Origin of the sequence: Candidatus Clostridium stratigraminis, assembly GCF_045310675.1 — a bacterium.
In the GTDB taxonomy this organism is placed as follows: domain Bacteria; phylum Bacillota; class Clostridia; order Clostridiales; family Clostridiaceae; genus Clostridium_AT; species Clostridium_AT stratigraminis.
Genome location: NZ_JBJHZZ010000019.1, coordinates 26,048 through 41,322 on the forward strand (window position 1 = coordinate 26,048; position 15,275 = coordinate 41,322).

The 15,275-nt window shown below is 32.3% G+C and carries 16 protein-coding genes; 1 reads left to right on the forward strand and 15 read right to left on the reverse strand.

The annotated features are described in order from the left end of the window. Positions 1–9 precede the first annotated feature (9 nt). The 9 genes from radA to ACJDUG_RS16360 form a co-directional block, all read right to left on the reverse strand. Positions 10–1,377 carry a DNA repair protein RadA gene (radA, locus tag ACJDUG_RS16320; RefSeq protein ID WP_406770932.1) on the reverse strand — a complete coding sequence of 456 codons (1,368 nt, stop codon included), beginning with the start codon at positions 1,375–1,377 and terminating at the stop codon, positions 10–12. A 173-nt stretch (positions 1,378–1,550) separates the two neighbouring features. Then, positions 1,551–2,291, reverse strand: a complete 741-nt coding sequence (nagB, locus tag ACJDUG_RS16325; protein WP_406770933.1) for a glucosamine-6-phosphate deaminase — start codon at positions 2,289–2,291, stop codon at positions 1,551–1,553. After that, complete coding sequence (locus tag ACJDUG_RS16330; protein ID WP_406770934.1) at positions 2,282–3,013, reverse strand: GntR family transcriptional regulator; 732 nt, start codon at positions 3,011–3,013, stop codon at positions 2,282–2,284. The genes nagB and ACJDUG_RS16330 overlap by 10 nt, the downstream gene beginning before the upstream one ends. Positions 3,014–3,141: 128 nt before the next feature. Next, the gene (locus tag ACJDUG_RS16335) at positions 3,142–5,598 is read right to left on the reverse strand and encodes an ATP-dependent Clp protease ATP-binding subunit (protein ID WP_406770935.1); all 2,457 of its coding nucleotides are present in this window, start codon (positions 5,596–5,598) and stop codon (positions 3,142–3,144) included. Positions 5,599–5,622: 24 nt separating this feature from the next. Further along, on the reverse strand, positions 5,623–6,654 hold the full coding sequence (locus ACJDUG_RS16340; protein WP_406770936.1) for a protein arginine kinase: 1,032 nt from the start codon (positions 6,652–6,654) through the stop codon (positions 5,623–5,625). Beyond that, complete coding sequence (locus ACJDUG_RS16345) at positions 6,651–7,157, reverse strand: UvrB/UvrC motif-containing protein (protein ID WP_406770937.1); 507 nt, start codon at positions 7,155–7,157, stop codon at positions 6,651–6,653. The genes ACJDUG_RS16340 and ACJDUG_RS16345 overlap by 4 nt, the downstream gene beginning before the upstream one ends. 24 nt (positions 7,158–7,181) lie before the next feature. Next, complete coding sequence (locus tag ACJDUG_RS16350) at positions 7,182–7,637, reverse strand: CtsR family transcriptional regulator (protein ID WP_406770938.1); 456 nt, start codon at positions 7,635–7,637, stop codon at positions 7,182–7,184. 164 nt (positions 7,638–7,801) lie between these two features. Then, positions 7,802–8,671 (reverse strand): GNAT family N-acetyltransferase, encoded by an 870-nt coding sequence (locus tag ACJDUG_RS16355; RefSeq protein WP_406770939.1) that lies wholly within the window; start codon positions 8,669–8,671, stop codon positions 7,802–7,804. Positions 8,672–8,719: 48 nt separating this feature from the next. Beyond that, complete coding sequence (locus tag ACJDUG_RS16360) at positions 8,720–9,445, reverse strand: lysophospholipid acyltransferase family protein (protein WP_406770940.1); 726 nt, start codon at positions 9,443–9,445, stop codon at positions 8,720–8,722. 111 nt (positions 9,446–9,556) lie between these two features. On the opposite strand from ACJDUG_RS16360, the gene ACJDUG_RS16365 reads away from it, so the two are divergent. After that, positions 9,557–10,411 carry a GNAT family N-acetyltransferase gene (locus ACJDUG_RS16365; RefSeq protein WP_406770941.1) on the forward strand — a complete coding sequence of 285 codons (855 nt, stop codon included), beginning with the start codon at positions 9,557–9,559 and terminating at the stop codon, positions 10,409–10,411. A 97-nt stretch (positions 10,412–10,508) separates the two neighbouring features. Here ACJDUG_RS16365 and ybaK read toward each other — a convergent pair whose 3' ends face one another. From ybaK to ACJDUG_RS16395, 6 genes are all read right to left on the reverse strand, one after another. Next, positions 10,509–10,994, reverse strand: coding sequence for a Cys-tRNA(Pro) deacylase (gene ybaK / locus ACJDUG_RS16370; protein WP_406770942.1), 486 nt, complete (start codon positions 10,992–10,994; stop codon positions 10,509–10,511). Positions 10,995–11,080: 86 nt separating this feature from the next. Next, complete coding sequence (locus ACJDUG_RS16375; protein ID WP_406770943.1) at positions 11,081–11,647, reverse strand: beta-class carbonic anhydrase; 567 nt, start codon at positions 11,645–11,647, stop codon at positions 11,081–11,083. Between the two features lie 56 nt (positions 11,648–11,703). Further along, positions 11,704–12,609 carry a RelA/SpoT domain-containing protein gene (locus ACJDUG_RS16380; protein WP_406770944.1) on the reverse strand — a complete coding sequence of 302 codons (906 nt, stop codon included), beginning with the start codon at positions 12,607–12,609 and terminating at the stop codon, positions 11,704–11,706. 179 nt (positions 12,610–12,788) lie between these two features. Beyond that, the gene (locus tag ACJDUG_RS16385; protein ID WP_406770945.1) at positions 12,789–13,184 is read right to left on the reverse strand and encodes a VOC family protein; all 396 of its coding nucleotides are present in this window, start codon (positions 13,182–13,184) and stop codon (positions 12,789–12,791) included. 13 nt (positions 13,185–13,197) lie between these two features. Then, on the reverse strand, positions 13,198–13,767 hold the full coding sequence (locus tag ACJDUG_RS16390; RefSeq protein WP_406770946.1) for a GNAT family N-acetyltransferase: 570 nt from the start codon (positions 13,765–13,767) through the stop codon (positions 13,198–13,200). Positions 13,768–13,876: 109 nt separating this feature from the next. Further along, positions 13,877–15,118: an aminopeptidase P family protein gene (locus ACJDUG_RS16395; protein ID WP_406770947.1), complete on the reverse strand. Its 1,242-nt coding sequence runs from the start codon at positions 15,116–15,118 to the stop codon at positions 13,877–13,879. Positions 15,119–15,275: the final 157 nt, after the last annotated feature.

Sequence of the window (15,275 nt, forward strand, 5' to 3'; positions counted from 1 at the left end):
ATATCGACTTTATTTGTTAAAAACCTTATTTATAGCTTCTCTAAGAGATGAAACTAAAATTAAATTTCCTTCCTTTAATGAAGCCTTATCTTTATTTCTTAAAGGTATAATTAAATTCTTAAAGCCCATCTTTATCCCCTCATTAACTAACCTGTCACAATAGGAAACAGGTCTGACTTCCCCTGTAAGCCCAACTTCCCCTATAATAAGAGATTTTTCTAAATTTAATTCTTTTCCTTTTATGCTTGAGATTAAGGCTAAAGCAAGACCTAAATCACCATAGGTACCGTCAATATTAAGACCACCAACAACATTTACATATACATCACAATTATAGAATGGGATTCTAAGCTTTTTCTCCAAGACTGCAAGAATTAAGCTTAGTCTTGAATTTTCTATACCTACAGCAGTACGTCTTGGCATAGGAGCCTTAGTCTCACTCACAAGGGCCTGAACCTCAACCAATATTGGTCTTGTGCCTTCCATTACTCCAATTACTACAGAACCCTCCTGAGTGAAGCTGGTTTCTTCAAGAAAAACCCTAGATGGATCACTGATTTCTTTAAGTCCCTCACTAACCATTTCAAAGACTCCAATTTCACTGGTTGTTCCAAATCTATTTTTTACAGTCCTTAATATTCTAAACTCCTCAGTTCTTTCACCTTCAAAGGACAAAACCGTATCCACCATATGTTCTAGTACCCTAGGTCCGGCTAACTCACCTTGTTTAGTTACATGAGCTACTATAAAAAAAGGAATATTCTTGGTCTTCCCAAGCCTCATTAAATCACTGGAACATTCCCTTACTTGAGATACACTTCCTGGTGCAGAGGTCAAGTTTGTTTTGAATAAGGTTTGGATGGAGTCAATTATTACAAAGATAGGGTCTATTTCATCTATATGCTGCTCAATTATTTCAATATTAGTTTCTGAAAGGATATAAAGCTCAGGTGCCATTACTTGAAGTCTGTCTCCCCTCATCTTTATTTGTTCTTCAGATTCCTCGCCAGATACATAAAGTACCTTTCCAACATTTTTTGCTATATTATTTGCAGTCTGAAGCAGTAAAGTAGACTTCCCAATTCCAGGGTCTCCGGAAATAAGGGTTAAGGAGCCTTTAACTAAACCTCCTCCCAGTACTCTGTTTAGTTCAGCTATACCAGTATCATATCTTTCATATTCTCCAGATTTTATATTAACTATACTCTTAGGCTTGTTGCCGCTGCTTATGGTTATTGCCCTGCCGAAATCTGATGGGAGACTTTTTTGTTCTTCCACCATACTGTTCCAAATTCCGCAGCTTGGGCATTTGCCAAGCCACTTTGGTGTTTCGTAACCGCAGCTTTGGCAAACATAAAAACTCTTTGCTTTTGCCATATTATTTTCACCGCATTCCTCAAATTTCTATTTTAAACTTATTATATTATACTTCTATGAAATTTGGAGTTCAATTGCTGAAGTTATAAATACCATTTTATATATTTTCCTATTTTAGAATTATTAATCAAAAAAATAAATCTACTATAAAGTAGATTTATCTATAAGTAATCTTATTTATTCGTATTCTTAAGCTTTGAAGCTGCATCTTGATCAACTATTACTAAAACATCTGGGTGAACTTGTAATAGTGAAGCTGGAATTTTAGTGCTTATCTTCTCTTGTACCAGCTTAGCAATGATTTCGGCCTTTTTTTCGCCGCTTGCTAGAAGTATTATCTTTTTAGCCTTCATTATGGATCCAAGTCCCATGGTTATTGCTTCAGTAGGAACTTCTTCAATTTTATTAAAAAATCTTGAATTGGCTTCAATAGTGTCTTTTGTAAGCTTGGTTAAGTGAGTGTTCATATTTAAATACTCTGAAGGTTCGTTAAACCCTATATGACCGTTACCCCCTATACCTAGAAGCTGCAGATCAATTCCACCAGCTGCTTCAATTGCAGCGTCATACTCTTCGCATTCCTTTTCTATATCCTTAGTTACTCCACTAAGCACATGAGTATTAGTTTTATCTATATTTATATGATTAAATAGCTTTGTATCCATAAAATATCTATAGCTTTGTGGATGATCTCCTGTTAATCCTTTATATTCATCAAGATTAAAGGAGGTTACCTTTGAAAAGTCAATTCTTGATTCTTTATTAAGCTCAACTAATTCCTTATATACACCTTCTGGAGTACTTCCAGTTGCTAGGCCAAGTATGGCATCTGGTTTTACATAAACAAGTTTAGCTATTTCCTTTGCTGCTATTTTACTCATTTCTTCATAATTTTTTGCAATTATTAATTCCATTTTATTTTACCCTCTCTTCTAAATATATTAACTTCTAAAAGATATTTGTCAGATCTATATACCGACTCTTCCACAAATAAAAGCTTACCATCTGAGGTAATATTTCTGCTGCTGGACTTTAATAGAGGAACTGAATCTTTCACCTTAAAAAGTTTCTTATAATAATCATCCATTAGTATTGCTTGAATTGAAGCCTCTGAATGATCAATGGTATAACCGTATTCATTTAATATTTTATAAAAGGAATCTTGGAGTTTTTCCTTATCTATATAGCCGCAATAATCACAAGGGATATAGATTATTTCATTTGCAATGACTTCACCTTCTACAATTCTCAGTCTGTCAATTTTATATACCTCATCTAATAAAAATAGACCTTCTAGGTTTTCAGGTGTAGGCAGCTTTTTAAAATCATTAATTTTCGTTTCTAAACTCAGACCCATTTTTTTCACCATTTCTGAAAAGCTCATTATGTCCTTCTGCTTTACCTTAGGTTCACAAACAAAGGTCCCTTTACCTTTTTCTCTTACTAAGATACCTTCCTGTACAAGTTCTCCAAGAGCCTGCCTTACAGTCATTCTGCTTACACTATAGGTATCAGATAATTCTCTTTCACTATCAATACATTGTCCAGGCTTCCAAATACCACTATTTATTTTTTTCATTATATCTTCCTTTAACTGATAATAAACAGGAATGGGACTACTTTTATCAATGGACATTGTATCACCTCACCATTATTATAAACTATATACCTATAGATGTCTATACCAGCTAAAATAGAAAAGCTTTATCTTCTTAAATTAATCAGGGTATAAGCCCTTCTCTTATACCCTGATATTTTTGTTAATTAAATTATATTAAACCTAAGTTCCTCATCCTCTGCAGTTACCTTAACTTTGTCTCCTCGTTTAATATTTCCCTTTAGTATTTCCTCTGAAAGTTTATCCTCTACAGCCTTGGTTATTGCTCTTCTTAAAGGCCTTGCTCCATAGGTTATATCGAAACCTTCCTTTGCCAATTTATCTTCTGCACTTTCATCGAAGGTAAGCTCTATATTCTGATCCTTTATTCTAGCTGAAACAGTGGCGAGCATTAATTTGACAATATACTTCAAGTTTTCTTCGTCTAATTGATGGAATACAATAATGTCATCAATTCTATTCAAGAATTCTGGCCTGAAGGATCTCCTAAGTTCCTCCATGATATTGTCCTTCATTTTTTCATATTCATTTTCTGCTTCTTTTTCACTAGATGCGGCAAAGCCTAGTGTCTTTTGCTTTTTGATGGTACTTGCACCAACATTTGACGTCATAATAATTATAGTATTCTTAAAATTAACTGTCTTTCCTTTTCCATCTGTAAGTATTCCATCTTCAAGAATTTGTAGTAGTACATTAAACACCTCAGGATGAGCCTTTTCTATTTCGTCAAATAGTACAACTGAATATGGATGTCTTCTAACCTTCTCAGTCAGCTGACCTCCTTCATCATAACCTACATATCCTGGAGGAGAACCAATAAGTCTAGATACCGTATGTTTTTCCATGTATTCAGACATATCTATTCTTATCATATTATTTTCATCACCGAACATTGCCTCAGCTAATGCCTTTGAAAGCTCTGTCTTACCTACTCCAGTAGGCCCTAGGAAAATAAAGGAACCTATAGGTCTCTTAGGATCTTTGAGTCCCACTCTTGAACGTCTTACAGCTCTTGCTATAGATTTAACTGCTTCGTCTTGGCCTATAACTCTATTATGAAGAATTTCCTCAAGCTTAAGTAATCTCTCTGTTTCTTTTTCTGTAAGCTTTTCAACCGGCACGTTAGTCCATCTGGAAACTACTGCAGCAATTTCAGGTTCACCAACAATTTGATTAGTTGAAACTTCTTTTTGTGTCTTCCAATTGTTTTTTTGACTTTCTAATTTATCTTTTAATTCTTTTTCTTTATCTCTAAGTTTTGCAGCCTTTTCAAAATCCTGAACAGCAATTGCATCCTCTTTTTCCTTAGTAGTATTTCTTATTGTGTCTTCAAGTTCCTTTAAATCTGATGGAGCTGTTAGATTTTGAATTCTAACCCTTGCAGCTGCTTCATCCATTAGGTCAATTGCCTTATCTGGAAGATATCTATCTGTAATATATCTATCTGACATAGTCACAGCGGCTTCTAAAGCTTCGTCTGTTATTTTTACTCTATGATGGGCTTCATATTTATCCCTTAAGCCTAAAAGTATTTGATAAGCTTCTTCCTTAGATGGCTCACCAACTGTTACTGGCTGAAACCTTCTCTCAAGTGCCGAATCCTTTTCGATATATTTTCTATATTCATCTATAGTTGTAGCTCCTATACATTGGATTTCACCTCTTGCGAGGGCTGGTTTAAGAATATTAGATGCATCTATAGCGCCCTCTGCACCGCCTGCTCCTACTATTGTATGGATTTCGTCAATAAATAGAATAACATTTGCAGTCTTTCTAATTTCCTCCATAACTTTCTTAAGTCTTTCCTCAAATTCCCCTCTGTATTTTGAACCAGCCACCATAGCTGAAAGATCTAATGTAACTACCCTTTTACCCTTAAGTATTTCAGGAATATTTCCTGTAGTTATTCTTTGTGCTAGTCCTTCTACAACAGCAGTTTTACCAACTCCTGGGTCACCAATTAAACATGGATTGTTTTTAGTTCTTCTACTCAATATTTCTAAAAGTCTTTGTGTTTCTTTATCTCTACCAATAACTGGATCAAGTTTTCCTTCAGAAGCCATATTAGTTAGGTCTCTTCCAAACTGATCAAGAGTGGGAGTTGCATTATTTCCACTTTTTTGATGAGTAGACTTTCCTGCACTTGGCTGCTCACCTGAGGCCCCTCCTGAAATATTCTCTATTATTTCTCTTCTAAGCCTTTCAAAATCAACTCCTAAATTAGCTAGGATTGTAAAGGCTACTCCTTCGGATTCCCTGATTAGGGCTAAAAGTATATGTTCAGGAGCAATATAATTGTGACCTAAGGTCCTAGCTTCTAGTAAGCTTAATTCTAGAAGCCTCTTTGTTCTTGGAGTTAAAGGTATTTCGTTATTATAAAGTTCTGCTTCACCTTTACCTTCATATTCCTCAACTAAATTTCTTACATTTTCTACATTCACTCCACTATTGTTTAGTATTTTCTTTCCTAAGCCATCTTCTTCCATTAAGATTCCAAGTAAAATATGTTCTGTCCCTACATATCCATGTTGAAAGGCCTGAGCTTCCTCTTCAGCATACATAATTATCTTTTGTGCTCTTTCTGTAAATCTTGAAAACATCATATTAATCACCACCTAATAATTTAATTATAAATCTGTGCCAAGTCTATTTCTAATAAGCTTAGCTCTATTAATGTCTCTATCTCTCTCTGACAGCTTCGAACTTGTTATAAGCTGCAGTGTTGCTGGCTGTATCTCAACTAATAAAGAATTTAAAGTTTCATTACTTACATCTTTAATTATGCCCATTTCTGTACCCATTCTTACATTTGAAATAAGATTTAAGGCTTCTTTTGAATTTAACAGCACCGCAGATTTTAAAATTCCTAGTGCTCTATAAATCTTATCTTCTAATTCATACTTATAGTTTTTCATAATCTGATTCCTAGACCATTGTTCTTTTGTAATTATCTGACTTACAACAGCCTTTAAATTATTAATAATTTCCTCTTCAGTTAAACCAAGGGTTATTTGATTAGAGACTTGATATAAATTCCCTTCTGATTTTGACCCTTCTCCATACAAACCTCTAATTGTCATGCCAACTTGAGTAACTGCATTTAGCATACTGTCCATCTCATTATTTATGGATAGTGCAGGAAGATGAAGCATAACAGAAGCCCTTAGACCTGTTCCTAAGTTTGTTGGACAAGCAGATAAATATCCAAGCTTCTCGTCAAAGGCATAATCCAAATTTTCTTCTAAAAGATTATCTAATTTTTCTGCCATTTCATAGGCTTCTTCTAAAGTAAAACCTGCATTTATGCATTGAAGCCTTAAATGATCCTCTTCATTTATCATTATACTTACAGTTTCATCCTTATCTAAAATAAAGGCTGACTTTTCATGATTATTTAAAAGCTTGGCACTTATTAAATGCTTCTCAAAGTAAGACCTATTTACATTATCCTCATTGCTCCAAAGATATTTGCTTTTATAGGTTTCTGATGTATGAGCTGAGGTATAAAAAGCCTTCTCCACCCTATTTACTACTTCTTTTCCTTTTTCAGTACTTAACCTATCCGGGAAAGGAAGCTTATCTATATTTCTAGCTAATCTTATTCTGCTGCTTAAAACTATTTCATTAGTGTTTTCCTCTGTCCTAAGCCAATTTTTCATGCCTTATTACCTCCCTCCCCTTCTTTGTATAGCTTTATTTCGTCTCTAAGCTGAGCTGCTTTTTCAAACTCTTCATTTGCAATTGCCCTCTGTAGATCTTCTTTTAATTTAGAAAGCTTTCTTCTTTCAATAATATCCTTACCTAGCTTCTTCGGAACTTTGCCTGCGTGTTCTGTATTTCCTTGAACTCTTTTTATTACAGTATTTATATATGGAGCAAAGCTTTTATAACATTCACTGCATCCTAAAAGTCCAGTCTTTTTAAAGTCATTATAAGAAATACCGCAATTTTTGCAAACTACTTCATAACTTTTAACTGTTTGAACTGCTGGACTCATATAATCCATTATTCCGCTTAAAATATTTTGAAAGGAAAATGGAGACTGAAAGCCTTCTATCTCTCTAGCACAATTTTCACAAATATTTAATTCTTTCTTTTGCCCGTTTATAAATTGGGTTAAATGCACATTTGCTTCATTTTTCCCACATTTCTCACAGATCATATATAGCCCTCCTGTTTCTAAATTTTAATAAACTATTACTATTAACATTGCTTTTAAAATATCTGCTCTTAACTTATTTTTATTTTCAATTATTCCTAAAGTCCTGTCATTTATAGCTGTCTTCATAAGCCTTGCTTCTCTGCTTGTAATAATATCCGCCTCAAGCAATCCATCTATAATAATTACTCCGCTGTCATAAGTTAAGCTGCTACCAATTCTTTCATTTAAGGCATCCATAAGGGATTTAGGCTGCTGAAATTCCACTTTCCGTATAACTATATAGCCTCCCCCGCCTCTTCTGCTTTCAATATAGTAACCTTTATCCATAGTGAATCTAGTGGTTAAAACATAATTTATTTGGGAAGGAGCACAATTAAAGTAGCTTGCTAATTCATTTCTTTGTATCTGCAGTTCTTCATCATTATTGTTATCTATTAAATGCTTTATAAACTCTTCTATAATGTCTGACAATCTAGCCATAGAAGTTCTCCTTTCTTGACCTTGACTTTCTTTGACTTTAACTTTATATTAATACTACCTTTTTATTTAATCAATACTTATTATTGCCAATATTTAATTAATAAATACAAATAATTTATATTAACTCTTAGTAGTATTAAATTACTCAAAATTCCTTTTGTTTTCTATTTAACCTTGAAGTAGTCCATAACATTTTCTTCTACAAAGCCGCAGCTTTTATATAGATTTAACGCTCTGCTGTTTTCAGCTGCTACTTCGAGACCTACAGTTGTAATTTCATGTTTTTTCAGCAAAACTAAAGTAGTTTCTAGTGTCTCTCTACCATAGCCTTGCCCTCTATATTCTGGAAGTATTCCAAAACCATAAATAAAAGCTGAGTTACCATTTAAATCTGTTCTTATTTTGCCTATAATCCTCCCTTTAAGCTCAATCATATAAGTTATTGAATTATACTTCTCCTCTTCCTCAGGGAATACCTCCTTTTCTCCCTGAGAAGAAAAATAAATAGAATTCTGCCTTGAGATTTCTTTACCATCTGAGTTAAGTGCCTTTCTTAAATTAACAAAAGCCTTTTCTTCAATAGCATTATTATTTTCAAGTTTCATACCATATTCAGAAAAGGAATACTCAGCTCCTAAAGATTTTATAAACTCTAATCCTGAACTTGACTTATTATCACATACAAGTAATATCTTCTCAGCTTTTAATTTTTTACATTCTTCTATAGCTAATTTATATAACTTAGTAAAAATGTTTTTTCTCCTCCATTTAGGATGAACCATACCTGTTAATTCTGCAGTATTTCCTCCAAAGCAGCATATTCCCAAATACCCAATTAAATCATCGTCTGCATAGTAAAGAAATTCATTCATATCTTCAAGAGGTATATTATATTCCTTTTTAATATTTAATTTGTAATCAAGCTCCAGCTTTAAATTAATGTCTCCGTCACTGCAAAGATTTTTAAGTTCATTAATTTTCTTATAATCTTCTTCGTTTATATACTTTTTTAAACATATTACCTCATCCCTCATTCTTTAATACCCCCACTTTTTTCATCAATATTTCAGATCTTTACCAAATTACGCCTTGTTTTTTCTTATAGTCTCTTGTATAATTTCCTGCACTGTTACATGCAAATTCTTTTGTTCTTCCTTAGATAATTTAGATACTTCTACTGGCTTTAAAATTTCTAATTTTACTAATGCTGGCTTTATTATTATACTTCCCTTATCCATGATATTAATGGATCCACTTATTGCTACAGGAACTATAGATACTCCGCTCTTAACTGCGAGCTTGAAACTTCCAGCTTTAAATTCACCAATTTCTCCTGTTTTGCTTCTAGTTCCTTCCGGGAAAATAACCATAGAATAACCTTGTTTAAGGAGCTCAGCCCCTTTATTTATTGCTTCAACTGACTGTCTTATATCCTTTCTATCCATGAATACGCATTTCATAAGTCGCATCCAGGAGGCTACTAAAGGTATTTTTGCTGTTTCTATTTTTGCAATAAAGGCTTTAGGCTTATTAATAAAGCTCATAAATATTGGAATGTCAAAGTTACTTTGATGATTACATATAAAAAGTACTGGGCCTTTTGGCAAATTCTCCTCACCACTAACCCTAATTTTAGAGCCACTAACTGCAACTTGAGATTTTGCCCATATACCTGTGACTTTATACACAAAATTATCTCTAGTATCATTTTTATGAAACCAGTCTAAAAGCTTCACAATAAATAAAAATGGAAGTGTTAATACAAGTGATACTCCAAACCAAATAAACCATAAAATTGTTCTTAACATTGTGCACCTTCTCTAAAATCTTATTAATATAGTAATAATTTCATATCATTTTAAGTTTACTATTAAAATGCTATAATAACAATAATAGTAACATACAAAGGAGACTTTAGCATGTTTGAATTTAGAAGATTAACTCATGAGGACTATGAAGATATATGTGGTATTTCTAAGGATATATGGGGTGGAACTGATTATTTACCAAGGGTCTTTCATAAATGGGTTGATGATACGGGATACTTTCTTGGTGTAATATATGAGACTAGGAATAAAGTTGTAGGAGTAGGAAAGCTTTCTTTGCTTCAAGATAAGTCCGCATGGCTTGAGGGGCTTAGAGTACACTCAGAATATAGAGGACTTAATCTTTCAAGGCAAATAAGCGAAAGACTTATTAATATTGCAAAAGATTATTTAGATGAAGGAATTGCTAAGAAAATTGCCTTTGCAACACATATAGATAATGCTGAAAGTATTTCCCTAATGGGAAAGCTTAATTTTAAACTTAAAGAGAAGCTTTATGTATTTTATAAGGAATATGAATACTTAGACTCAAAGCTTACATTAGAAGACTTTCAAGTTAAGCCCTGGGATTTAAGCTATGAGGATTTCGTAAAACTTCCTTATATACATAAAAGAAATGGGTACCTTGATTTAGCCTTTATTTTTGAGGAACCCACTATTGAACTTTATAATGATTTAAAGAGCGCTGAGGCATTCATTAATATAAACGGCTATAATGGGATATTTAAACTTAAGGGAGAGCCTAATTTTGCTGCAGTAGATGAAAGCTATGAAGCAATAGATACCTTTATGAATTATTTTCTGCTAAAATACAAGGTTTCCAATTATGCTTGCCCAGTTTCAACTATAACAATGATTGATGAACATATTGTAGAAAAATTAAAAAGTCAAAAATATGATTCTTGGAGTAAATGGCAGGTTGACTATTTGTATTTTGTTTATGAGTAGGTTAAAATATTACAAACACTAGATCTATAGAAGATTACAGAGAACACTAAGGATTTACTGCCTTCAGTTTTCTCTGCTTAATTTACTTTCGAATATTTCATTTCTCATCCATTATAAAATCATATACTTCAGCATTGGCTGCTTCAATTAATTTAGCTGTTAAAAGCTCCATTTGTACTCCAATTTTGCCGCCGCTTACAGTAATTTTATATATATCATAAGCACATTTATCCATAAAGGTTTTGTAATTTTTCTTCATTCCAATAGGTGAACATCCACCCCTTATATAGCCTGTAAATTTTAATATATCTTTTACAGGAATCATTTCAATATTTTTTTCTCCTGCAGCCCTTGCAGCTTTTTTAAGATCTATTTCATGTTCTACAGGCAGAACAAATATATAAATATTTTTGCTGTGACCTTGAAGCACTAAAGTCTTATATAAAAACTTTGGGTCCTTATGAACTTTTTCAGCAACAGATACACCATCTATTTTACCATCAGAAGTATCATATGTTATGACATTATATTCAATTTTCTTTTGATCTAAAATCCTCATTGCATTTGTTTTTATCTGTGACATTATTATTCCCACATCCTCAAGTACACTTTACCTTATAACAAAGACAGTTGTTTGCACTATAATATCTACAATCCTAAAAAAATATATTAAACAATTTCATAGCCATTAACAATAACCTCTAATTTTCCGGTTTTAGGATCTATTATTAATCCATGAACTTTTATATCCTTAGGAATTAATGGGTGCTTCTTTATTAATTCTGTGCTTTCTTTGACAGACTCCTCTACAGAGTTGAAGCCATGAAGCCATTTCTTAATATCAATGCCTGCATTGCTTAAAGTTTCTATAGTTTCTTCTGAAATACCTCTTTCTATGACTTTTTCTACGGTTTTATCTACGTTTAAATTACACATACCACAATCATGATGCCCAATTACTAAAACTTCATCTGCCTTAAACTCATAAATAGCAACAATAATGCTTCTAATAATGCTTCCAAAGGGGTGCATTATAGAGGCTCCAGCATTCTTAATAAACTTGGCATCTCCATTTTTAAGATTTAAAGCTTTTGGAAGAAGTTCAGTAAGTCTTGTATCCATACAGGATAGAACCACTAGCTTCTTATTTAGATTTTTAGATGTCATATATTTTTCATATGCCTTATTTACGACAAAACCTTCGTTATAGTCTAATATTTCTTGTAATCTGCTCATAATAGCTCCTATTTTTAATTAATAATAATATCACAGTTTATTTTATTCTTTGATTATTAAAAAGGGTTGATAAATTTATCTTTAAATTCTGCTATATCTTCTTTTACTATAATTTTATCAAGACTATATAAGATATCCTTTCTATCTTTATCATCAATAGTACTGCTTTCCTTGATCTTTTCCTTTAACCTCATAATTTCCTTATTTTTGTTTTCAATTATGTTTTCATATTTTACCTCAAGACCATTCCAGCTTCTATTAATTAAATTAATTAAGGATGCCATCTCATCTGAGCTTCCTACAATACGGTTTAATAGCAGAAGATTAAGTGCTAGAACTTCTGGAATTTGTCTTCTAGAATATCTAAGCTGATGATCTATCTCACCATATCCTTCTTCAAAGATGGTTCTAACTTGTATTTCTGCTATAACCTTTTGATTTGTAGGGAATGATTCTATTAAATAGTGAACAGATCTATATCCAGATTTTCTAGATATTATTTGAATATCTAATTCTTCAAATCTTCGGGTGTCATCCCCTTCTCTCACGTTTGCGGTTATTTCAACTACCTTCCATGTTTTTGTAATAAAATTATGTATAGTCTCCCAATCATCCTTAAATATATGTATTGCCCTAATTCCAATTAAATCTGTTATCTCTTCTCTATAGTTATGTGTAGTAAACTTAAAATCTTTTCCATATTTATTTTTTCTCTCCTGAGTTTTTCTAATAATTTTTTCAATTAAGTGTTCAGGATCCTTTACTCTTGATTTAACAGAGTGTACTTTATCATGAGTTCTTAAAGTATTGGCAATAAACTCGCCTTGAGTTTCATAAATATTTCTATAAATATTGAAATCTTCATATATATTCTGTAAAGTTGACCATTCTATTTCATTGTTTAAAAGACTTTCTTCTTCAAGATGATATTCTTGAAAAAACTCTTGTTTGTCTAAACTCATTTGCTTGGTCACTCCCTTTATTACGGTAAAAATATAATATCATTATTATACTATTTTATCACGAAAGTGTGCTGGATGTATAATTAACTTTATTGTTAGCTGCCAAGTATAATTATTAGCTGAAAAAGTAAAATGCGGCATCCTTTGATGCCGCAAGTGTTGCATTAAAATATAACAATCTATCTTATTGAATAATTTAATCCCCAAGTGATTCCATTACAGTCAACAACTACACCATGAAATGCTCCCCAAAAGGTTTTTTGAAGCTGAAACTTTACGGTTCCATCTTTGCTAAGTTCTGAATAAACCTTATTTATTTCCTCTTCACTATTAAGTTCAAGTACTAAATTAATATTATTTCCATAGATTTTATCTTCAAAGACATCTACAAAGTACATTATACATTCATTGTTTATGTGCAGTTCTGCATGAATAATTTTGCCCTCAAAACCCTTAAACATTTCTTTGCCATCTGCCATCTGCAAATTCTTAATTTCCCCGCCAAATATTCCTTTATAATACTCAAGTGCTTCTTTACAATTCTTAACATAAATCTCTGGAGTAATGCTTTTCATTAATATCTCTCCTTTAGTTTATATTTGTTTGCTTGTGTTTAACCCATTCTTCTTTAAACAATCTATATTCCACTCTATCAAAAAGCTTATTGTCTAAAAGTACATGTAACTTCATATCGGCTTCCTTAATCATTCCTATCTTCTTCATTACCCTTTCAGAGCCTTTATTCGCCTTTATGCAGCCTGTTTCAATTTTAAGCACTCCTGCTTCATTAAAGGCAAAGTTTACAATTTCCTCTGCTGCCTCTGTAATTATACCTTTTCCCCAAAATTTAGGTAGTGAGAAATATCCTAGATTAACTACCTTTCCATATATGCTATCAATGATAACTGTAAAGCCTATATCCCCTACATATTCATTTGTACCTTTTATAATGATAGCAAAAAAGTATTTTTTCCTATCATTAAGTTTTGATTCATTCATAGCAACAGTTAAATTCTCATTTGATTCCTCAAGATTTTTAGTCTTTAAGTCTGGAATGTAATACATAGCCTCTTCATTTGAAAGTAAGCTGTGTAGCGGAAGCAAATCTTCTTCAATATGATCTCTAATTAATAGCCTGGAAGTTTCTATAATAATCATATTTTACTCCAATTTAACTTTTATATGTTATAATCTTCTGCTATTATTGCCTATATCTCATGGTCCTGTTAAGCTCCATCTATATTTACATTTTTTAAAAATTTTTATATTATCTGTTCATAAAAGCTTCTATATCTTCAGTGCTTTTAATAATATTTTCAGCTAGGTTTTCATATCCATTTTCAGTTACTAAAATATCATCTTCTATTCTTATTCCTATCTTTTCTTCCTCAATATATAGACCTGGTTCCACAGTTAAAACCATTCCTGCCTTAAGTTCTATTTCTCTGCTTCCTACATCATGAGTATCTAAACCCAAGTAGTGGCTTACACTGTGGAAGTAGTATTTTGAAAGTTCGGAATCTTCCTTTATAATTCCTAATTTCTTTAAGCCTCCTGCTAGAGACTTCTTTGCAGTTTCATTTAATTTTGCAAACGGAACTCCTGGCTTAATGACTGCCATAGTATCATCCATTGCCTTTAATACTACATTGTAGATTTCCTTTTGTCTATCTGTGAACTTGCCGTTAAGCGGAAAAGTACGGCTTATATCTGCATTGTAGTAATTCCATTGAGCTCCTAAATCAAAAAGAATCAAGTCTTTATCTTCAGTTTTAGTATTATTTTGTGAGTAATGAAGAACAGTTGCATTTACTCCTGAAGCTGCAATTGTTTTGAAGGCATAGTCTGTTACTCCAGTACACTTTAAAATATAGTCAAAATTAGCTTCTATTTGATATTCCATCATTCCAGGCTTAGCGTTTTTCATTAAACTTTTTATACCTTCATTGGTTATTTCTATAGCCTTTTTCATTTCACCAATCTCTTCTTCAGTCTTTATAAGTCTTAAGCTGCAGATATCCTGATATATATTTTTTATCTTAAGCTGTGGATATTTGTCAGCAACAGTCTTTGCAAACATGTGTGAAACAGTTGGAATGGAATTAAATCCAACCTTTTCTAAATCTAAGTAAAGCTTTTTCATATCAAAATTAAGCATCAATCTAGCAAAATTATCTTCAAAGTCCTCTAAAAATTGGATATTCTCTATTCCTGAAGCTTCCCTTGCTTCTTCTACAGTCATTCTCTTGCCTATCCATTTTTCCAGCACTGGATCAGCCTTTTCTATAAATAGCATCTGATTAATCTTGCTATTTATCTTTGTAATAAGAAGAATCATATTTTCTCTGCTTATGCCCGTCATGTAATAGAAGTTTCTGTTTGGTGTAAATGCATAGGTTTCATCAGCAGATTTTTGTGGAGCTGTCCCAGCAAATAGTATAAGCATAGAATTGTCTTTAATACTTTTTAAAATATTATCTCTGTTTTGAATAAAAAATTCTTTTTTCATAGTTTTCCTCCCTATATTCATCTTTATCATAACAACACCTATATTCCTTATAATACCACTTTTAATAATTTTGCAAAAGAAAAAAGGGGGTGTCGCAAAACTACCTTGAAAAGTAGTTTTGCGATACTCCTTTTCATTTTTAGACGCGAAGAAGTCA